This window comes from Algimonas arctica, from assembly GCF_014652695.1.
In the GTDB taxonomy this organism is placed as follows: Bacteria; Pseudomonadota; Alphaproteobacteria; order Caulobacterales; family Maricaulaceae; genus Litorimonas; species Litorimonas arctica.
This window is the reverse complement of sequence record NZ_BMZH01000013.1, coordinates 53,988-75,794: the sequence shown is the minus strand read 5'-3', so window position 1 is coordinate 75,794 and position 21,807 is coordinate 53,988. Positions and strand designations below refer to the sequence as shown.

Below are 21,807 nucleotides of genomic sequence, written 5' to 3'. Positions count from 1 at the left end.
ATCCGAAACGCAGGCATGCTAACAACGGGATGTTGTCACCCGTCGAATTTGAGATGACAGCAAAATGAAGTAGCAAGGTGTCTATAAAGCTAGGGGCACATCAGCATGATGTCTCGCACTTGGTCGCGCAAAATAAAGCTGCCGTCGGAAAGATAGCCGATTGGAATCGGGCCAATGTTGCCCGGTTCATATCCATAACCAAGTTGGACGGGAGACGTGATCAGGTCCCGGTTTGGGCAACCCGAGCAAAAAGACGCGCCGTCCAAGTCGTTCTCAATAGCGTGGCATGTACGAGGCCCCGCTTCAGTGAGCGCACGTTCTAACTTTGCCGCTGTTTCGTCCTCACTATATTGGGGATGCCGCGCACTATACTTATGAGCGTGCGTGTCTGCATCGCCACAACGAGCGGTAATGCCAAGGGCAGCGTACCATTCGGGCTCAGACGAGCTCGCCGCATTCACCCCCGTCTGATCGTTATACCAACCACATCCGGCTCTAATTCTGGCGTGACTGGGAGCGCTGAGGTTTCGATCGTTCGAATTGCCCCGCTTTTTTGGAGTCTCTTCGAAGCCTTCTAAATCACTAACCGCGAGATTCACGGTCGGGTCCAAGAACAGAGGCGTGACCGTCGCAGGCGGCGAGACATTGTGGTTGAGCGTGTGCGGGACACGGATCAACCTCATGATGTCGCCGACGGAATCAATATCAAAACCGTTCGCCTTAAAGTGCGCGACCAGTTTCTTCTGAAATGCCTTGGAAAGTGCTTGAGCACGCCGACGTTCTGCACGGTTTTGGCAGCGAATTGGATCGTCCAGCACCCAGATGACGTGTAGTCCCCGACCGCTGTCTTGCCGATAAGTATAGGCGTGTGGAAAGCTGTCTAAGATCGCCAAAGCCGTTTCACGGTCAGGAGGATAGTTTTTCCCGCTATCCTTCTCGCTGCTAATATCAATATCCGCTGCACACGCAAAGACAGTGGCAGCTGTGTCGATACTTCCCCGCTTATGCGGCCCTACGTCCTCTTGCTGTGAGGACATGCACATGTAGACATCTTCACGGGCTGAAAGCCGCTCGGAGGTTTGACTATATTGCTCGAATTCGGCGGACGAAAAGAATATCGTTTGCTTATTTTTGGCGCTCCAAAGAGGTAAAAAGCCCTCAAAGTCAGTGCCATAAATGGTGCTTAAAATTTCCTGCCGACTAGGTTGATTTGATGAGGCACTCATGACGCACCTCCAATCTTGGAGGCGGCAATCACAGCGTTGATTTCGGACAGCAGAACATAGCGCCGTTTGCCGAAGGGGTAGTAGACAGGCACCTCGTGCCGGTTAATAGCTCGTCTCAAAGCATGGATTTTGATCCCGAGCTCATAAGCGGCTTGAGGAGGCGTAAGATAACGCTCAACGGCGTTGTTGGTTGATTTGGGCTTCATGGCCAAACCTTTCACAATACGTGACGAAAGCCCGCGAACATGCGGACCGAAGTCACTCGTTAAAGATAAGACTAGTCAGCCGGGTTTTTTTACCGGGTCTTATACGAAAACTCAGCGGGCTTTCGTTTGGTCGTGGTTCACCAGATCATGTCTGGTTAAGTCAATTCATTCGGACTGCTGTGCCCGCAATCGACTTCCTACCCAATTCGTCACGACCAAAGAATACAATGCAGAACCAAAAGTCAATAAGGTGCTCCGGAGAAATTTTTTGGGACGGGACGGTCACGTTGATTATAGGGGGGGTGTGCGGCGCGGCGCTTGTTACGCACTTTAAAATGTCCCGCCCGCCAGACGTGCAGCTGGAGAAGGGCTAACGGGTTTATAGCGAGCAAATATGTCACGAACCAATATCCTGGCGTGGAGTTCGACGGGGACCTGAAGGGTTCTTTGGGTTGCAATCAAATGCCTTCGCTATGTGGTGGCTAAGGGAACCAAAGCGCTGCTTCCGCCACAATTTAAACGACCGATGCGCACTCGAGACGCATTTTTCACGAGAGTTCTTCACCCATGACAGCCTCTAAGATTTCATGACGGGCATCTGAAAGATCGTCATGAAATTCGCTAAGTTGGCTTTCCAAGTGGGTCTATACGTTGCTTTCGGAGTCGGACATTCTGTCGATGTATTCCGGTATTTGATACCTGTCGCGGAGCTTATATCGCTGCCGCTCCGTTGAAGCTCGGAGAATGAAAGATTTCTTACCTTTGCTCCCACTTTTACAAAAGCAGACGACTACACCCCCAGAAGTTCATAACTTTTCTCGTCAGTGCTGCGGGCCTTATGGTTGGGTAATTATTAAGGTTTCGCTTTTATGAAATTTTTCATTGGAGATTAACCATGAAAGCGTTCTCAACCTTTCTCGCCCTGATTATACTTGCAACGGCTCCATCTGCTCTTGCTTTATCGGCGACACAGACCGTCCTCAAAGAGATCCGCACGACGACCCCTTCTGGCGACGTTACAACCCGTTATGTCGCCGCAGAGCTTGTCACACCGGGTGAAACTATTGTCTATCGCCTCGACTATGTGAACGATAGCGCGGAACTTGTCACAGACATGGTCCTAACGATGCCTGTGCCCGCTGAAGTGATTTTCCAAGACGGGTCCGCAGAACAAGCAGGTATGGAAACGTCTTTTTCAAGCGATGGGGGGCAGACCTTCTTCGCTCGCCCCGCACTTATGGTAGATACGGACGAGGGTGTAATGGTTCCGGCCAGCGCCGAAGACGTTACGCATATCCGGTGGGTGTCCAAAAGCGCTGTGGCCTCGAACGAAGATGGCATCCTTAAATTTAAAGCAGTCTTGAAATAGTCGGTGATGACAGTCGACCTAGATTTATAGAGTTTTCAATCATGTTTCGTGCCTCACAAATAAGTTTTCGGTTGGCCTTATCAGCCATAGTTGCGCTATTTGTCCCTGCCATTGCTTTGGCAAACGGCACTGCGGCGGGAACGAATGTGCAAAACACATTCACGCTCGACTATAAGGTCAGTGGAGTTGATCAGAACACGATCGACACGGGGGTGAGCGGGTCGAACACACCGACAGAATTCACCGTTGACCGATTGATCGATCTGACTGTTGCGACGAATGGCGATACCGGCGTGCCGCCGGGAGCTCAAGATCAAGACCTGGTCTTCTCGCTAACCAATGAAGGCAATGACGTACAGGCTTATGCGCTTAGCCTCGTGAATGAAGGCGGCGATGATTTCAGCGCAACGTCGACCACACTGTATTACTATGTCGACGACGGCGACTTAGCGTTCGAGCCAGGTGTCGATGACGGCAGTGCGATTGCTTATAACAGCACCAAGACCCCCGATTTGGCTGCTGACGCCCTATTCTGGGTGATTGTGCGCGGCAATATTCCAACCGGCCTCAATGACACGGACACGGATGATATCTCGGTTGTGGCCAATACGCTGGAGCCCAGCTCAGGTGGTGCCAGTGCGACCCCTGTTGTTGCGGACTCAGATGGCAACTCCCTGACGGGCGCCGCTGAGAACGTGTTGGCTGACGGCTCGGGAACATCCAATGAAAACGCCAATGAGGGCGATCACTCGGCCAGTTCGGCCTATGTCGTCGCGTCTGCTGATATCGCTGCCACCAAGGCGATCACGATTTTCTCTGAAGACGGCACTGGCTGCGCGACTATTCCGGGCACACCAGCGGTCGGTGACCAATATTCGATTCCGGGCGCCTGCATCCAATATGTCATTACGGTCGAAAATACGGGCGGCACCAACGCGACCGACCTGATCATCAACGATATTTTAGAAGACGAGCTCGAATTTATCGCGGCGTCTGTGAGCGGCTTTACCGGCGGAACCTTTAATACACCGGCTCTGCCCAGCGCGAATACGGATTGTACAGGCGGCGCCTGCGTCATCAACTTTACCGGCGCGACGATAGCGTCCGGGTCTGTAGGGACTCCTACGGTGGCAACCGTCACAATCAGAGCACTGATTCAATAGGGTCTGAGGGCAGCCAGGTCCATAAACGCTTGCACTGACACAGCCCGGCGCCTCAAACAGGGGAGCGCTGGCAATAAGGGGAATTGAATGATTGGGGCGTTTCGTTTTCTATCCATGCTTGTTTCAATCGGAACCAAACCAACGGAGTCGGCGCACCAATTCCCTAAAGTTACATTTGGTTCTTTGCGATTAGCGTTTGGAGCCGTGTTCTTCAGTGTCATGTGGGCGTCGACAGCAAGCGCGGGTGACACTTACTTTAAAGCAGATTTTGATTCTCCCAACGGTTCTTGCGGCGATGCCAACCTTGCGGGCTGGACAGAAGAGGCCGATGAGGATTTCACAACCGTGGGAACGGCGGGCGATTTCGTTTCGGCAAATTGCTCTCTTCAAGCAGGCGATGCTTCAGGCGGATTTGATAAAATTTTGTCTCCAATTATCGATTTGAGCGGCGCAACCGATCCTGTGTTGCAATTTCAAATCAAGGGCGATGTCAATCTTAACAGCGAGCAAATCGAAATAGGGTGGCGCGTGGGTGGATCGGGTTTCACTCGGCTTGAGCTCTACAGCGATACAGATGATAGCTTCGAAATGTTAAGTTATGTTCTCCCAAGTGGCGCGCTTTCTTCTACTTTTCAGATTATATTCGAGACTGAGAATGTAATTGACGTCGATGAACATTATTACATTGATGACATCTCTGTACAGGAGCCTACTGTCGTTTCCTCCAACGCAGATACAAACACTGTTGGAACTCTGCGATACGCTATAAATTACGCCAATGCGAACGCAACGAAAGATGAAATAACCTTCGACATTGGTGGAGTAGGGCCGCATGAGATCACTCTCTCCTCGACCTTACCAGTGATTACCGACAACGGTGTCTCAATAGACGGCACGACACAGACTGGAAGCGCTTGTGGAAATCTATGGGCGGGAACGGCTCCCACCCTAAAGATACGAGTTGATGGAGCCAGCAACAGCTTCCTTCTTTTTGATATTTCCGCCACGAATGTCCTTCTTAAGGGTTTATCCGTAACGCGTGGATCAAATGCCATTCGGGGTCTCGGCGGGGCATCTAATTTGACGTTACAGTGCAATTATATTGGGTTGTCTCCGGATGGCTCTGCGGCGGGAAGTACTAATTATGGTGTTGGGTTGTATAACGCGAACACTCTGGTTGGCGGATTGACAGCCGGGCAAGGCAACGTGATTTCGTCAAATGGCCGCGCCATTCTAACGTATAGTGGGTCTTCAGCCACCGCTATCCGGGGTAATTTCATCGGCGTTGATCCAAGCGGTATGTCCGCTCGCGCAAACACGGCTGCGACAATCAACCATTGGAGTGGTTCGGCAAGTTGGAGTGATATTACCAAAAATTTGATTTCCGGGAATACAAGCCATGCGATCAATGTCGAGGCTGATGACACGATTTCCGGGTCCGCGGGCGACTTGGTCATTGCCGGAAACTATATCGGAGTTGATCGCACGGGCGGGACAGCTCTCGCCAATGGCGGAGATGGAATAAATTTTGATGGTGGACCTGTTACCGGCGTCAAAATTGGCGGCGTCACACTTGCGGACCGCAATATCATCTCTGGGAATGGCGGCGAAGCAGTTCAGCTGAGCAATCTCAGCGATATACAAATCTTGGGAAACTATATTGGTGTCGGTCAAGATGGCTCGTCGCCGATAACGAATACGAATAACGCCGTGCGGCTTAGCACTGTGTCCGATATTGATATAGGAAATGGGTCCGCGATGGGACGCAATCTCATCGGAAGTTCGACGGTTGCCATTCAGATGATCGGTACGAATTCAGCACTCTCGATCAATGGTAATTATTTTAATACTGACAGTAGCGGTAATAGCTCAATTCTGACGGGTCAGGATGGTCTAGAGCTCAACGGCGCGATTACCACGCTCAACATCCTCGACAACGTTATGGGCGAGGTGACTCAGGATAAAATTGAATTTTGGGGAGGGCATACTGCGACCGGAGTGACCATTCAGGGTAACAAGCTCGGCGTCGGAGCGGATGGTGTCACCAATATCAGCGGCGGAATCGGGGCTGCCGGACTCCGAATATGGGCGGGCTATGCGGTCACGGGGCTAACGCTTGGCGGTTCTGGCGAAGGCGAAGGAAACGTGATCGGGAATAACCAGCTATCCGGCGTTTATGTGGACAGCGCAACATCCGGCGATATTGTTGGCAATACGATTTACGCCAACGTCGACGATGGAATTGAAATACTCTCCACCACTGCCGCTTTGGCCATTTACGGCAACAGCATTTACAATAACGCAGGGATCGGGATTGATCTGGGTACAACAGGCGTCACCGCGAATGATGCCGATGACGGCGACACAGGCGCAAATGATCTTCTGAATTTTCCGGTTTTCAATGCGCTCTCTGGCGACGGGACGACAATTTTCTATGACTTCAATTTAGACACCGTCTCAAATGCCAATGGCTATCGAGTCGATTTATACGTCAATGCGGCGGCCGACCCGACAGGCTACGGCGAAGGGGAAACACACCTTGGCTTTGTCGACATTGCCCATAGCGGTGGAGATCTGAATTTCACGGGGAGTTTCACGGGGCTGCTAGGGATTACGCAGGAAGATATTGTTTCTGCCACCACGACCCGCAAAACGGGCGCATCGAGTTATGACAATACCTCGGAATTTTCGCTCAACTATACCACGGATGCAGCGACAGAGCTGACCGCGAGTAAATCAGTTGATGTGTTCGATCCGACCAGCGCTGACCTTTATGCGTTGCCGGGCAATGACGTTATCTCGTCCATGACGGTCACCAATATCGGCAATAGCGCGGCGGATACGGACAGTATCGTCATCATTGATGCCGTGCCCTCTGAGATGACGTTCTATAATGGGGATATGGATGACGGCGGGCCCGCAACCCAAGCTGTCCACTTCACGCAGACAGGCGGCGCGAACCTCACATTCACCTATGCCAGTGACGCGGCCTATTCGAATAGTGGATCACGTCCGGCCAACATGGCGGGTTGCACCTATACGCCGTCCCCGGGCTATGATTCCAACGTAACCTACGTGTGTTTCAACCCAAAGGGCGCCATGGCGGCGGGCGATCCCGACCCTACGGCGACCCTTCAGTATCGGGCGCAGATAAAGTAGGCACGTTTCTGTGTCAGATTTCAGGTAATTGACAGCACAAGGTCGGAAGACAAGCCAACCCATTGTTGGGCCAAAACTGGAGCAGGTTGGGATTCCGGCGGAGAGTTTCAAATATGGCTTGCGGTTACCGCGCGGTTACGAGTTCTAGAGCGAAACTTATTCCACCATATTCAAGGTGACTTCATGAAACCACACAATGGCCTTTCAGCGCAACTCCCGATTTTCAATAAGTATTTTTGTTGAATTTCGTCACCAATTGTCGATTGTAGTCCAGTAAGCAAACATCCCAATTTATCATTTCCCAAGCTGAATGTCGTGGGTTCGAATCCCATCGCCCGCTCCAATTGTTTTGAAGAATATCATCCTTAAATTATTGATTGTACTGGGTTCCTTGGGCAGTCCTTTTTTATGAATTGAGTGCGCTTCAGAAACGAGATGCAAAACGGGATACTATCGAAAGACAGAATGGAGCGGTCATTCGCGTCGAGGATCGACACATCATGAACCGGAATAGCCGGTTGTCTGACATGCACCGCGTCCCAGATCGATTCCAATCCTAGGACTGCCGCACCTTCAATCGACAATCACTTCAAGGCGCAAAGACATCTCGAAAGCCGAACCCACTTGAAAGCGTTGCGAATTTCGGCGCTCGCAGAATGGTGACGTCTGATCGTCGACGAAAACCTAGATCCGAGTTAGAAGTGGGCGGCTTCTTTTAAGCTGACAATGGGACCATTCTAGCCGTTCGATGAGTTCCCGGGTTCAAATCCTGCGCCCCCAAGTGCGAGGTACAGGGCGATTCGGGCTTCGATGAGTTGTCGTTGTAGAGTGATCTCAGTTCGGTCAGCTTGAAAGCTTCGTTGCCGGAACGTGAGAACGTCCAGCAAATCGATCGCGCCCTCCTTATATTGGAATTCTGCGAGAGCCAGAGTTTCGCGAGCCGCGTCCGCGCTTTTCTGAACAAATTGAGTGCGATCTTTCAGCGTGCTAATTGTTTTCAGGGCGCTTTCGACATCGAAAAATGCATCGAGCGCTGATTGCCCATAATTGGCGAGGGCCTGTCGTTGACTGGCGCTTGCGGCATCAATGCGGGCTTCTGCCAATCCACCATCAAAGAGAGTGTCGGCTAGCCTTGCGCCGATCGAGACGGCGATATTCACGGGATCTAGAACGTCCCCTAAATTGACCGAGGCCGTATCAAGGCCGCCAGAGAGGGATAGGCTGGGCCACTTATCAGCTTTGGCCGCGCGTGTTGATTCAAACGCGCTCAACACATCAAACTCAGCCGCGATCACATCTGGACGACGGCGGAGCAAATCAGCGGGCGTTCCTGCCGTCAATTCATTGGTGAGTTGTGGGAATTCGGAGCCCACGACCTGTTCCCCATTGGGATAGTGACCCAATAATGTTTGAAGCGCTAACACAGCGTCGGTCTTTGCAGACTTGGCGACAACGAGATTATCTTGCGCGCCGGCCACATCGGATTCGGCCAGCACCAATTCCCGGCGAGAGGCCGCACCGAGATCGTAACGAATGGCGACGATTCTCAAAGTCTCTTCCTGCGCGCGCGAGGTCTTTTCACTGAGCGCAATCTGAAGGTCGGCTTCAATACTAAGAATATAGGCACGCGCCACCGCGGCGATTAAAGCCTGCCGAGCGCTTTCATATGCAGCCTGAGTCCCGGCAAGGTCATAGCCGGATGCAAGGACTCCCGCGCGGATACCCCCCCATAAATCCGCTTCCCAGCTTGCGGACAAGCCGCCGGAATAGCTGTTAGAGAAATTTTCGCCCTCAAGTCTACTGCCGCCGCGGGGAGAGAGGTCTGCGCTCAGACTTGGAAACAGGGTCGAACGGGACTGATTTAAGAGCGCTTCTGATCGTGCCACACTTTCTGCGCTGGCGCGCAACGAAGGATTGTTGCTGAGCGCCTCATCTATCAATTGATCCAGTAGTGGGTCCACCAGAACATCCGCCCATCCCTGAGCGATCTGGTTATCCGTTTGTGTGCCGAATACCCAACTCGCGGGCGCGTCCAACGCGGCGGCCTCACTGCTTACTGAGGTCTGAGCAGTTGGTCCCGAATTCAGTGTCGCACAGGCGCCCAAATTGAGCGACAATGCGACCATCGCTGTGGAGGTTAAAACCTTAATCATGACGAAGAGCCTCAATCGGGTTGAGCCGCGCGGCGCGGCGAGCCGGAAAAAATCCAAAGAACAAGCCAACCAAAACAGACGCGCCGATAGACACGAGGGCAATGAACGGAGAAATATTGACGGGGAAATCACCAAGCTTGGATGCGAGTTCCGCCGCGCCGACACCGAGCATCGAGCCGATGATGCCGCCAATCAGGCAAAGCCCCAGCGCTTCGAAAAGGAATTGCCCCAATATGTCCTGACTGCGTGCACCAATGGCCATGCGTAGGCCAATCTCGCGTGTCCGTTCGGTGACCGAGACGAGCATGATGTTCATGACACCGACACCGCCAACGATGAGCGACACGGCAGCGGTGAAGGCGAGGAGGATGCCAAACGTGGCCTGCGTGCTTGATCGCGCCCGAATGAAGTCCGCAATATTGAACACACGGAAGTCGTCCTCTTTCCCCGGACGTATCCGGCGAATAATACGTAAACGCTCCTCAAGCTCATCTTGCGCCCGTGTCATATCGTAACCGGGCGTAACGGACACCTCTATATTGGAGACGTAATCCGGAGTTGTCGGATGTCCCCCAAGAACGCGGTTGCGGGCCGTAACAATGGGAATAACGATAACATCGTCCCGATCACTGCCGAAATTAGACTGCCCCTTCGTCTCGAGCACGCCGACCACGGTCAGCGGGACATTGTTGACGCGAATGCGTTGTCCCAATGCACTAGACCCATCGAACAGAGTCTCCGCAATTGTATTCCCGATAACGGCGACCGTATCCCCTGAAGCGATTTCTGTTACATCGAGAATACGGCCTTCTTTAGCGTCCCAATCTTGGCTGATAAAATAATCGGCATTGACTCCGTATATGTTCGTCGACCAATTCGTTTCTCCGGCCACGACCGTGCCTGCGCCATTAATCCGAGCGGTCACGGCGAGCGCGTAAGGCTCATTCCGCAAATCAGTGATCGTGTCATCAGTAAACGGGGTTGCGCCGCCTGCGCCGCCCGATCGGCCGCCACGTTGACTGGAACCGGGACGCACGGTGAGGTTATTCGCGCCGAGCGCGGATATTTGCGCGTCGACCTGACGCGCGGCACCTTCACTAATCGCCATCATGGCCATAACCGACGCGACGCCAATCATGATTCCAAGCATGGTGAGGAAACTGCGCATGGGATTGCCGCGGAGCGCTTCGAGTGCGGACAAAAGAGCGACGCCATACTTCATGTTCCGGACCTCTCATCGAATTCAATTTGACCATCCCGGAAATGAATTCTCCGCGCTGCATAATCCGCCACCTCTTGTTCATGGGTGACGATGATGACGGTGATACCTTGCGCGCCGAGACCTGTGAGCAAGGCCATGATGTCTTCTGATGTTTTCGTATCTAACGCACCGGTGGGCTCATCTGCCAAGATTAAAGATGGCGATCCGGCCAAGGCTCGCGCGATCGCTACACGTTGCTGTTGTCCGCCGGAGAGTTGCATAGGTCGATGGTCCATGCGGTCGCCTAGACCGACCATTTCAAGGCATTCCGCCGCGCGGGCATTAATATCCGCGATTGGTGTGCGAGAATAGCGAAGCGGCAACCGCACATTCGTCAGGGCCGAGGACCGTCCGAGCAAATTAAACTGCTGAAACACAAATCCGATGGTCTCGTTCCGTAAATCGGCCAGATCATTCGGACGCATTTTCGCTAAATTATTGCCATTGATCTCGAGCACGCCCGATGTCGGAACATCGAGCGCGCCGATCAGGTTCATTAATGTCGACTTCCCTGAACCGGAAGGCCCCATAATGGCGGTCATCTCGCCACGTTCGAAGGTGAGATTTACGCCGCGAAGCGCATGCACCTTTTGCGTGCCCATGACATATGTTTTGGTCACATCCCGGCAGGAAATAAGAGGCGTTGTATGTGTGGCGGTGAGCATGGTTGAGCCCTACTCGCCTGACGTGATGGCGCGGGCCCGCGTGACGAATGTGTCACCATCCGCTGCACCGCGTAAGATCTCGGCATATGAGCCATCTTGCAGGCCCAGCGTCACAGTCTGTTTCTCAAGTTTGCCATCCGGCGTTTGCTTGTATGCCTCGACGGTTGTGATCGAGGCGCGTTCACTCATTGCGTTTTGGACGCGTTTATATTCCTCATCTGTCAGATTTGCTCTCAACACCTTATCGGTTGTCGCTTGCATACGTTGGCGCATGGCGTTGCGATCAAACTGCGCTCGGTCGCCCATGGATTCACGGGCAGCCTGCATTTCTATACGAAGATTGGATTGAATGGTCTCTTTTTTGGTCGGATCAATATCAAGGCCGTCTAAAAACTGTAGACCGCCGCCGGCCTGTCCTCTGCCTTGTCCGCGCGCGCCACGCGCGTCACCTTGCACCGCTTCAATAACTTCTGGTCCGTTCGCCGGTGGACGGAACCGAATGGCGGTTTCTGCAATGCGGAGAACATCTTCGCGTTTATCCGCTGTAATTTCGACATTGGCCGTCATGCCTGGAAGCAAGCGCCCATTTGGATTTCGGGCCTCAATCACAACGGTGTAAGTGACGACATTTTGCAATGTTTCAGAGGCAAGCCTAACCTGTTCGACCACGCCTCGGAAGGTTTGATCAGGATAGGCATCGACGTTGAATTCGGCTGTGTCTCCGGCATTAATGCCGCCAATATCCGATTCGACGACGGCCGCATCAATACGGATGTCTTCAAGGTTTTGGGCGATCGTGAACAGCACGGGCGCCGAAAAGCTGGCTGCCACAGTCTGCCCGACATCAACATTTCTGGATATCACAACCCCATCTATCGGCGAGCGAATGATGGTGCGTTCAAGATCAACTTGAGTAGACTTCAAAGCAGCATTTCGTTGTGACAAAGACGCATTTCCTGTCCGAAGCTGAGCGCGGGACACATCAAGGTTCGCCCGTGCAACCGCCAAGGCGCGTTCGTTGTCTTCTAGGGTGGAGCGCGCCACAGCATCCGCCGCATAGAGGGCTTCTTGGCGCGCGAAGTCCCGTTCAGCTTGCGCGAGGTTGGCCTCGGCACTGACAATGTTGGCTTTCTGGACTGCGAGATTTGCTTGAGCGCTTTGGACGTCAGCTTTGGCAGATTCGACCCGGCTTTCAAATGTTTGGGGATCAATCCGTGCGATGATGTCGCCCGCTTTGACCTCCGAATTAAAGTCGGCATTCAACTCCGTGATCTGACCCGAAACTTGTGACCCAACCTCAACAGTCGTCAACGCGCGCACAGCCCCAGACGCGGAGACAATTTGAGCGACTTCCCCTATCTCGACCGTGGCCGTTTCAATGTCAAAGGCACCGACTCCTGAGGATGGATCTGGTCTGACCAATACCGCCCCGACCAGAGCAACAGCAATGACCGCGCCTGTAATGAGATAGTACTTCTTTGACATTTTTGACCTTAAAATTTTCCGGTGTTTGATCGACAAAACACGTCTCACAGTCACAAACGTTTCTCCCGACGAAATCCTTCGCCAGTATATAATTCATGGTCAAATTTTAATGATGGTGATGGCCACTAGATTTTGAATTTCGTTCTCGAAGAAGGGGGCTGTTGGTTTAAAAATGTATCTTTGAACTGTTACCCAGACATTGTCAGAGGTACGACCGTTTCGGACCGGTCTTTGCGAAGCAGATCCGATCAAGACGGTTGGGTCATCTACGCCAGCAAACAATGGAAGTAGCTCGCTCGATAAGGAGTTCGTAAAGATCAATGGCATGAAGCAATATCTGTGGTGGGCCGCCGACCATAAGGTGAAGTGCTGGTGTACTTGTCGCCAAGACGCGTGATAAATTGGCGAAACGATGGTTCTTGAACAAAGCCATGAAACGCTTGATCCGCCGGTGCCATCGTCACAGATCCGCTGCGATCCTACGGCGCAGCCATGCGTATTATCGGTAACCTAGATAGGCAGATCACAGAGCAATATTCCTATAACCGAGCGGAGGATTCCTATTGTCCGGTCTAACGACGAGAACGCGCAATGACGCGTTTTAACAGACTGGCTATGCGACAGAAATTCACTTCAACTCACGCCTCGATCTACAAACAATTCAATCATCAGAGACATCACTAAAACCGGGCTCAGTTCCAAGCGATGCGTGACGCGTAATCCGCCTGTGTTGCAGACCGTCCAAAACGACAGCCTTTTACTCTGGGCCTGTAAAACTAAAAAGTGGGCGGCGCGCGGGATGAAGTGCGCCACCCTAAAGTCGCTCAAATCTCAGGAAAAATTAAGCAGCGCCTTGCCATTCATACTTTTGGAACCCCTTATCGACAGGCGTTTTTGCCAAATGGTTTGTGTAGTTCGACATGATTTTCTGAGCGTAGCCAAGAACGACTTCGAGAACATTCTGTTTCGTGTAACCAGCTCTTAGAAACGCTTGTACTTTGGCGTCCTCAACATTGCCGCGATCCCGCATTACGCTGAGTGTAAAGTCACGAAGGGCTTCCAGATGCGCAGTCGGCAGCGGCGTTTTGTCTCGCAATGCGTTTGTGATCGCGTCGTCCACCCTCATGGTCTGGGCAATGCCAGTATGCGCGGGAACGCAATAGTGGCAGGCATTTTCAACATTAATGGTCTGCCAAACAACAGTGATTTCGTCTTTGTCAAAGCTAGAGTTTACGAACAAGTCGCCCACTGTTTTGTAGGCTTCAAGCAGACCGGGCGCTTCAGCCATGACGGCATGCAGGCCAGGGATCATGCCGTAAGCGGATTTTGACTTAGCGAGCAGCGCCTTGCTACCTTCGGGAGCTGTTTCTTCGGTGTGTAGCGTAAAGTTAGTCATCTCGTTTTCCTTTTGAGATTGTATATTAGTCAGGGGTGGCGACAGTGCTGAGAGGGGAGGAATGGGCGCTGCAGCCGGAGGTGGGTTATATCTGACTCATGCCGCCATCGACGATGATCTCGGATCCAGCCATATAGCTGCTGTCGTCTGACGCTAAAAACAGAACGGATTTCGCAATTTCTGAGGGTAGGCCCATGCGGCCAACTGGAACACGCGCGAGAATAGCTTTTCCGGCGTCAGTCTGTTCGTCTTCTGTCATGCCCATGCGGCTGTATAGGGGGGTATCTATCGGGCCGGGGCTAATCGCATTGACGCGGATCTTGCGATCGATGAATTCAGCAGACAAGGTTTTTGCAAAAGAGCGCAAGGCCGCTTTTGATGCGGCATAGACACTTGATCCCGTCAGCCCCATATTATTGGCAGCAGAGGTTGTCAGAATGATGGAAGCGCCGTCATTCAGGCGCGGTTCCAGCGCTTTAATAGTGAAATAAGCACCGCGAACATTGGTGTCGAATAACCTATCAAAATGCGTCTCGTCAGCGACTGTCAGCGGCATAAATTCGGCGACGCCCGCATTGACGAACAAAATATCGACCTTACCCGATCCGGCCTTTACGGTATCAGCGAGACGCGCGAGGTCATCAGCGCGGGTAACATCGCCTTGGATCGTAAAAATATCTTTTCCCAACGTTTCTTTGGCCCGCGCTAATTTCTCTGCGTTGCGGCCGAAAATAAACACGCGGGCACCTTCATCAATGAAGGTCTTTGCGGTGCAAAGGCCGATGCCGCTATTGCCGCCCGTGATGACAGCTGTCTTTCCGGAAAGCCTTCGCATGGATAAGCCTCTCATTTGTGGAGACGTGCGCTCCAATCAACATGACTTATATGCCGCTAAAAAGGTATATTGAAATTGAATGATGGAATAGTCTATATTCATATCATGAATTTACGTTTGCTTGATCTCAACCTGCTTGTCGTGTTCGACGCATTGATGCGTGAGCGGCATGTGACGCGGGCTGCGCAGTCAATTGGGCTGTCCCAACCCGCTTTCTCAAATGCCTTAACGCGCCTGAGAGACCGTCTGGGAGATGAGCTGTTCATACGGGCCCCTGACGGGATGAAGCCGACGCCGTGGGCGTTGGAATTAAGTGGGCCGATCAGTACCTCACTCAGCGAGATTGAAAATGCCTTGGATGGGGCATCCTTTGACCCGGCGACGTCAAAGCGCGCGTTTACGATTGCAACGCCGGATTACGCGACGATTACCTTATTTCCGAAATTGCTCGAACGAATGCGGAAAACAGCCCCCGGCGTTGTTTTGCAAATTATTACGCCAAGCCGCCATATCGGCGAATATCTTGATACTCAGAAAGCGGATATTGCTTTGTTGAATTGGGCGGATACGCCTGAGCGATTTGTTTCCGAGCCCCTGTTTGCCGAGAATTGGGTCTGCGTCATGCGGCCTGAACACCCAATGGTCGGCCAGCGCCCGACTCTGGCTCGCTACTCGTCGGCCGGGCATTTGCTGGTTAACCCGATGGGGGAGCGCCGCAATTGGGTGGACGAAGCTCTCGCGGACCGCGGGCATACACGCCATGTCGCTTATGCGATGCCGACATACGGGCCAGCGCCGCTCATCCTTGAGACCACGGACCTTATTCTGACATGCCCTGCCAGCGTGGCTAAAGTTTATGAGGAGAAATCCGGAATGTTCGTCTCGACTTGCCCGGTGGCGACTCCGCCTAGCGTCAGAAGTATTGACATGGTTTGGCATTCCCGCCTCGGCAATCACCCCGCGCAAAGCTGGTTGAGAAACCTGCTGCGCGACGCATCGAACACCTTTGGGGCGTAGCTTTTCAGGGAGCTTATAACGCGCTCAATTTCGTGACGATTCTAATTTCGTTTTCCAGCGTGCGATGAACCGGGCACTTATCCGCGATTTCTAGCATCCTTTTTCGTTCTGCATCGGTGATATCCCCGATGATAGAAATCACCCGTGTAAACTGATCAACCTTTCCGTCCGACGTCTCGCATGTGTCGCAATCCTTTGCGTGAATGCGGGTATGAGATACATTCACAGACACTTGAGAGACGGTCATAGTCTTACGCCGAGCATAACCGTTCAGGGTCATGGATGTGCAGGCACCCAAAGCAGCCCCAAGGTAATCATAAGGCGTTGGTCCTTTATTGGTTCCGCCATATGAAAGGGGTTCATCCGCGATAAACCGGTGTACACCGGCCTGAACAATACTGTAAAATCCGTTTGAGGTTTCGCCAGTGACTGTGACTCCGCCATCTGGGTCTGATGTTTTGGCGTTTGCATCAAGGACGATGAACCGTTTTGCCCATGAGGCGATAACATCTCCAGCATAAAGAGAGTCCTCAGCGCGCGATAATAAGTGATCGGCTTTGTCGAGGGACATAAAGCTTTTGGGATGTTTGGCTGCGATGAATATTTTCGTAGCCTCACTAATCGGCACGGTATCATCAAACGGGGCGTGTAAAACCATGATGGCCTTACCTAATGTTCCGATGTCCAATTCATAGTTTCTTACATCATCAACGAAGCACTGTTTAAACTTAAACTCACGTCCGGCCAAAGTGACGGTCGTTTCTTCAGCACTGGCTATGTCGTCCAGCCTATCTTCCAGCATATGTAGAATGTGGTCAGGCGACGCCGGCGATCCAATTGTGGCGACTGCCTTTACGGTCCCTATGTTTGCCGCAGCCGCCAACACGGCTGTGCCGCCCAGTGAGTGCCCCACCATGATTTGCGGCGCCGCGTAATTGTCGGTGAGAAACGCCGCCGCGCTTTGTAAGTCATCAACATTGGTGCTGAAGCTAGTCTCGGCAAACTGTCCCTTGCTCGCGCCCAGACCCGTGAAATCAAACCGTAATGTCGCGATACCGTTTGACGACAACGTCTCCGCGATATTCTGCCCGGCCGTGAGGCTTTTAGTGCAGGTAAAACAATGGGCTAAAATTGCATAGGCCTGTACATCAATGACATCAGGCTGATGCAAAATTCCGGACAGGTGAAAACCTTTTTTCGATTCAAATTTAACACGGGTCTGCAAAGTATGTCTCCTTCAATGGGTCGTTATGATTGAGGCTCACGCGGGGCCAAGCCATGCGGTTGGTGACATCGAAATTTTGAGATAGTCAGCGTCCATTTCCCAAAAATTCCCATCGCGCTGCTTTAGAGGCCGCGCCGGCGTTCCGGGATCGCTGGGGTTGGTGATGAGCGTGATAATATCCGACAGAGTAGCCGGGTTTTTAGTGAAATAGCCGTGATTGAAAAAACCACCGGAGCCACCTTTCACCGTAATGAAATTCACATTTTCCACGCTTTCAAAAATGTCTTTCTCGCGCGTTTCTTCCTGCCCGGGCAGTAATTTCCCAAAGCGGATGCCGCTATGTAATATATTGGACACGCTTAAGGCGCGATCGCTGGCGTTTGTATAAACAGTAATTCGCCCAAAGGCGGTTCCAAATTGCTCTGCGACAAGCCGCTGCGTGACGATGCCATAGTCCAGATCGGGGGCAGCCATAATTAGGTTTTCGATCTTAAACGTTTTGAGGGGATTATGACCCGCTGCCCGGGCCTCAATCAGAAGTTCTCGTAAAGCGGATGTGGTTGTCTGGGTGCCGAGACTATGGGCGATGACATGTATTTTTCTGAGGTCCGGCATTTCCATAAGGGTACGCAAGAACTGTTTTAGGTGATAGACCGTGTAGTCCGCTGATCCTTGATCGCGAAAATATCCAAATATATTCCCGTCAACCGAAGGCCATGTATAGGCGATAGGCACACCGTAGCGCCCGCTATAATGGTGGATATCATTGAGGGCGAAGAGGGCTTCGTCAAAGGACGTATTATAGCCGTGTATGAACACGATGACGTCTCGATTTTGCGACGTTTTCATCTGCTCGCGGATGAGCGCAGTCAGCACGTTTCGGGAGTGCGATAGGTCGGTAACTGCGTCAGGGTCTAGGCTAATAACCCCATCGACAAATGAAAACTTCATCGGCGTTTCGGGGAACGACCCTTTCGGTGTGACCGAGGACAGGTCCGCTTCAAGCTTTATCCTCGGGACATCAGACCGGGCTGCATCAACCAGATTACCCCAGCTTTTATTCTTGCCTATCGTAATATTGGCCGTTCCAAATCGGAGTATCCCGGAGCGTTCGGATCCAAAGTCCACCTGACCGTCGTCTGTGATCGGTGTTCGGTCTGTAACATAGATAATTGTGTTTTCAGCGGATTGACGGTCCGCTTGAATGGCCGAATGCGGGTAAGGGGCGTCGGCCGTGTAAATATTAGGGGGCTTTGGCAGATAATAGGTCGTTGAGCAGGCCGATAAGCTAGCGAGGCCCACCCAAAAAGCAAACAGCCTTGCAAGAGACATTCTAAAACTCCTCCGACATTTTAAGCTGAGCGGCAAAACGGCGATGCAGCAAAAAAAGCCCTAAGCCCGTCATAGCCATCACAAATGAATAGACACATTGGGGAACACCGAAGCCGCCCAGCGGGCAGATGTCATGGCCGAGTAACTCTGAAGAAACGCCGAAAAATGCCAGTCCGGCTACAGGAATCCATCCGAGGTAAAACAACATTTTTGCCTTTGGGGTGGCGCCAATCACGGCGCTGACCCCGATGGATAAATACCCCGAAAATACGATGAAGCAGGCGGGAATAGGCCCCAACATGGGACAGGCCTTCCCAAAATTGACATGTTGAAGCGATAATTGTCCGCCCGCGAATAGACCGACAAGGGCCAGCAATAGCAGTGCGTATCGTGCCACCTTTTCCAAAATCAGGTCAGTGCTTTTGGTGGACGCGTCGTCAGTAAGGCTAAACCAAAGACAATGAAATGGGTCGCGTTCATCGCCACGGGGAACACGTAAAGCCCGATCTTGGTTTTAAAGAAATACAGGCCGGCCATGACGGCCAGCAAAACGATAGGGCTAAACACAGCCATCCATTTTGGCAGATGCGTGCGCCCGGTCAGGATGAGTTTGATCCAGAGCCCTGAAACCAGAAGCATGGCCAGCCGGAGCACATTGACGAACGGTTCGTTGTGCTCGGAGAAAAGAGATAATAGTCCGCTCAGAGCTTGCCCATTGGCAATTTCATGCACGGTCGAGGCAATGAAAAATCTTTGACCAATCCACGCGGTTCCAAGGGCAAAGGCATAGGCGCCGATCAGGAAAAACAGCTTGGATTGTAGGCGTCCAGCCGGTTCCAATTGCTTGGACAAAAAGTAATAGCCCAAAAGATAGAGCGGCGCAGATAGCACGGCAGTAAAATGTCCAAAGCTTAACCGCGTCGCGCTGATATCATTGAAGTAGAGATAGGACGTCATATCCTCGATACCGCCACGGGGTGTGAACTGCATCGAAAATTCGCCGACACCCACCAACAAGGCGCCGAGAAGTCCGGCCCAACCCGCGAGCCGGATCCAATGTGTTTCTGAAGGGTTATGGGCCATCAATTGTCACCACGCTGGCCATGCTAGGCGTTTCGATCTGGCGGGTGGTTCCATCTTGAAATTCAACGGTGATGGAATTCACGGCCGCCGATGTGCCGAGCCCAAACATCAGGTCATGGGATTGGTCCGAGCCAAGGCCTTGTGACGTGATGAACTGTTTAATTTGTTTTTGGCCTTGTTCATCCTCCACAGTGACACGCGCATTGATCGAGCGGGCCTGATTGGGCAGCCTCACCGTGATCCAATTATCATGACTACCTTCATTGATGTAGGCGAGGGACTCGCCATTAAGGTTGGCCCAGACGAGGTCTGGCCAGCCGTCACCGTTGAAATCGGACACGATTGGGGAAATCCCGAATAGCTTATTTTCGGCCCCCGCAACTTTTTCGACAGGTTGAAACGTGTCCCCATAATTTTGCAATATTTTACCGGGGTAATGTTCCAATAATTTATTGGCTGGGAAGCGCGCATAATTTTGTGCGGCGAGCATATCCTCTCGCCCATCTAGGTTCATGTCTGCGAAGACCGTCCCCCACCCGAAACCGTAACGCGCCGCATTCATGGACACGGACGTGTCGGAAAATTTCAGCGCCCCATCATTGTGGAACAGCATGTAAGACGGATTAAACACATCGTCGTCTGACAGGTTTCCGCGCAGTAAGGCCGGCGGCAAGGTATAGCCGACATTAGAAAAATAAAGATCAATCAGGCCGTCATTATCATAGTCGCCCGCGGCGATGCCCATGGGATAGGAATAGTCGGATGGGTTCGCAATCGGGCTAAACGTGAGGTCGCCATTGTTACTATACATTTCGACCTTGCCCGTATCTTGCGCAATAATCAGATCGCTATCGCGGTCGTTATCGAGATCTGCAAACAGGCCGATGAACGTGTTGTGCTGACGCCAAACCCCAGCGGTTTTCGAAATGTCTGTCCACTGTCCACTCCCTTCGTTGAGGAAGAGATAGCTGTAACCGCCATACCCGTTGGAGAAATTGGTTTCGCCTTCGGTGCGTTCAATCTTGATGTAGCCCGAAACATACATGTCGGCGAGACCGTCTTGGTTGATGTCCGCCAGACCGATGGACAATGGCGTCGTATTGTCTGCGAGTGGCAGATTTAAGTTTACGCTGCTGAAAGTTCCGCCTTGGTTTTCGTGATACCAAACGCCGCTTTCCCGCGCGACGAGCATGTCGGTATCCCCGTCATTATCCATATCCAAAGTGACGGCACCGTGCGTGGCGTCAATGTCACCTTTATCGACCGTGATGTTGAGCGGCACAAACCGACCATCTTGAAACGCAAAGAATTGATCGGCTTGGCGATCACCGCCACCTAAGAACAGCTCATCCTGTCCGTCCCCGTCAAGATCAAGCGCAGCGCTGGCGAGAAATGGTAGCGAGTTTTCGAGATCAGCTGCGTGGACAAACGGGAGGTCAGCGGCAGAAAAGCGAAGATCTGTCACGCCTTGGGGCTGTTTTTCCGCCTGCCAGAACCGCAATGCGCCGAACGCGCTGAGGATCAAGAATAAGAGAACGCCAATGACTATGACGATCCCGCACCACAATAGCGCAATTATTCCACGGCGAATTTTCGGCTTTGCTTGAGCGGCCATGACGGTTCACCTGACTAGAAAATTTGTGAGACGTCAGACGGCGAGGGGCAATCATGCGCCTCGTCTCGCCCTCTGACGGAGTAGGGTTTGAAGTTTACGGTTATGTCTACTTCGTGCCGGCCTGTTTAGCGCCCCAGGTGACCCAAAGAGAAACCATGAAAAACATGACCGCCATAATGAAAAGCATCGGGCTTTTTTCTGCGCCTGCTTCGGCGGACATGGGCGTCGATACCCCAAGGACAAAGAGATGAGACAGGATCGCGCCGCCAATGACGGCAATCGAGAGAAGTCCGCCAATCAACCGTTGCCCGAAGAGCAAAAGGCCGCCTGCGATTAGCTCGAGCGCGCCTGTGAGGTATTTAAAACCGGGGTCAATGAAGCTGAGCTCTAAGCCATATTTGGAGGCCAAATTGTTTTCCAATAACATGAAGATCGGAACATCGCCGAAGAACTTCATCGCGCCCATCGCGACCATAAAGAGGCCTAAAACGTACCCGGCCCATTTTGCATATTTCACCATTGTAATCTCCTGAGTCATTCATAATTGGAACGCCGTGTTCCGTTGAATAGCACTTAGGGGAACGCCTTATTATTTTGAAATTGAATGATGAAATACT

General features: G+C 52.3%; 18 protein-coding genes. 4 read left to right on the top strand and 14 right to left on the bottom strand.

The window, feature by feature from the left end; genetic code table 11:
• Positions 1-89 precede the first annotated feature (89 nt).
• Positions 90-1,226 carry a hypothetical protein gene (locus IE105_RS13090; protein ID WP_189499192.1) on the bottom strand — a complete coding sequence of 379 codons (1,137 nt, stop codon included), beginning with the start codon at positions 1,224-1,226 and terminating at the stop codon, positions 90-92.
• Positions 1,223-1,432, bottom strand: coding sequence for a helix-turn-helix transcriptional regulator (locus IE105_RS13085; protein ID WP_189499190.1), 210 nt, complete (start codon positions 1,430-1,432; stop codon positions 1,223-1,225). The genes IE105_RS13090 and IE105_RS13085 overlap by 4 nt, the downstream gene beginning before the upstream one ends.
• A gap of 895 nt (positions 1,433-2,327) precedes the next feature.
• Between IE105_RS13085 and IE105_RS13080 the strand changes: the two genes are divergently transcribed.
• From IE105_RS13080 to IE105_RS13070, 3 genes are all read left to right on the top strand, one after another.
• A complete protein-coding gene (locus IE105_RS13080) occupies positions 2,328-2,801 on the top strand; it encodes a hypothetical protein (protein WP_189499188.1) in 474 nt (157 codons plus the stop codon).
• 41 nt (positions 2,802-2,842) lie between these two features.
• Positions 2,843-3,964: a DUF11 domain-containing protein gene (locus IE105_RS13075; RefSeq protein ID WP_189499186.1), complete on the top strand. Its 1,122-nt coding sequence runs from the start codon at positions 2,843-2,845 to the stop codon at positions 3,962-3,964.
• Positions 3,965-4,051: 87 nt separating this feature from the next.
• A complete protein-coding gene (locus tag IE105_RS13070; RefSeq protein WP_189499184.1) occupies positions 4,052-7,123 on the top strand; it encodes a beta strand repeat-containing protein in 3,072 nt (1,023 codons plus the stop codon).
• Positions 7,124-7,860: 737 nt separating this feature from the next.
• Here the strand turns inward: IE105_RS13070 and IE105_RS13065 are convergent.
• The 6 genes from IE105_RS13065 to IE105_RS13040 form a co-directional block, all read right to left on the bottom strand.
• On the bottom strand, positions 7,861-9,276 hold the full coding sequence (locus tag IE105_RS13065; RefSeq protein ID WP_189499182.1) for an efflux transporter outer membrane subunit: 1,416 nt from the start codon (positions 9,274-9,276) through the stop codon (positions 7,861-7,863).
• Positions 9,269-10,498 (bottom strand): ABC transporter permease, encoded by a 1,230-nt coding sequence (locus IE105_RS13060; protein WP_189499181.1) that lies wholly within the window; start codon positions 10,496-10,498, stop codon positions 9,269-9,271. The genes IE105_RS13065 and IE105_RS13060 overlap by 8 nt, the downstream gene beginning before the upstream one ends.
• Complete coding sequence (locus IE105_RS13055) at positions 10,495-11,202, bottom strand: ABC transporter ATP-binding protein (RefSeq protein ID WP_189499179.1); 708 nt, start codon at positions 11,200-11,202, stop codon at positions 10,495-10,497. The genes IE105_RS13060 and IE105_RS13055 overlap by 4 nt, the downstream gene beginning before the upstream one ends.
• A gap of 9 nt (positions 11,203-11,211) precedes the next feature.
• A complete protein-coding gene (locus tag IE105_RS13050; RefSeq protein WP_189499177.1) occupies positions 11,212-12,687 on the bottom strand; it encodes an efflux RND transporter periplasmic adaptor subunit in 1,476 nt (491 codons plus the stop codon).
• An 841-nt stretch (positions 12,688-13,528) separates the two neighbouring features.
• Complete coding sequence (locus IE105_RS13045) at positions 13,529-14,083, bottom strand: carboxymuconolactone decarboxylase family protein (RefSeq protein ID WP_189499175.1); 555 nt, start codon at positions 14,081-14,083, stop codon at positions 13,529-13,531.
• 85 nt (positions 14,084-14,168) lie between these two features.
• Positions 14,169-14,918, bottom strand: coding sequence for an SDR family oxidoreductase (locus IE105_RS13040; RefSeq protein WP_189499173.1), 750 nt, complete (start codon positions 14,916-14,918; stop codon positions 14,169-14,171).
• 69 nt (positions 14,919-14,987) lie between these two features.
• Between IE105_RS13040 and IE105_RS13035 the strand changes: the two genes are divergently transcribed.
• Entirely contained in the window at positions 14,988-15,935 is a 948-nt protein-coding gene (locus IE105_RS13035) for a LysR family transcriptional regulator (protein ID WP_189499171.1), read from the top strand.
• 13 nt (positions 15,936-15,948) lie between these two features.
• On the opposite strand, the gene IE105_RS13030 is transcribed toward IE105_RS13035, so the two are convergent.
• The 6 genes from IE105_RS13030 to IE105_RS13005 all read right to left on the bottom strand — a co-directional run bounded on the left by IE105_RS13030 (position 15,949) and on the right by IE105_RS13005 (position 21,710).
• Positions 15,949-17,160 carry a bifunctional alpha/beta hydrolase/OsmC family protein gene (locus IE105_RS13030; RefSeq protein WP_189499169.1) on the bottom strand — a complete coding sequence of 404 codons (1,212 nt, stop codon included), beginning with the start codon at positions 17,158-17,160 and terminating at the stop codon, positions 15,949-15,951.
• 36 nt (positions 17,161-17,196) lie between these two features.
• Positions 17,197-18,492 (bottom strand): alpha/beta hydrolase, encoded by a 1,296-nt coding sequence (locus tag IE105_RS13025; protein WP_189499167.1) that lies wholly within the window; start codon positions 18,490-18,492, stop codon positions 17,197-17,199.
• Between the two features lies 1 nt (position 18,493).
• Complete coding sequence (locus IE105_RS13020) at positions 18,494-18,793, bottom strand: hypothetical protein (protein WP_189499165.1); 300 nt, start codon at positions 18,791-18,793, stop codon at positions 18,494-18,496.
• 107 nt (positions 18,794-18,900) lie between these two features.
• Complete coding sequence (locus IE105_RS13015) at positions 18,901-19,575, bottom strand: DUF6796 family protein (RefSeq protein ID WP_189499163.1); 675 nt, start codon at positions 19,573-19,575, stop codon at positions 18,901-18,903.
• Positions 19,565-21,190 (bottom strand): CRTAC1 family protein, encoded by a 1,626-nt coding sequence (locus tag IE105_RS13010; RefSeq protein WP_189499160.1) that lies wholly within the window; start codon positions 21,188-21,190, stop codon positions 19,565-19,567. The genes IE105_RS13015 and IE105_RS13010 overlap by 11 nt, the downstream gene beginning before the upstream one ends.
• Before the next feature lie 106 nt (positions 21,191-21,296).
• Positions 21,297-21,710, bottom strand: a complete 414-nt coding sequence (locus tag IE105_RS13005; protein ID WP_189499158.1) for a hypothetical protein — start codon at positions 21,708-21,710, stop codon at positions 21,297-21,299.
• Between the last annotated feature and the right edge of the window lie 97 nt (positions 21,711-21,807).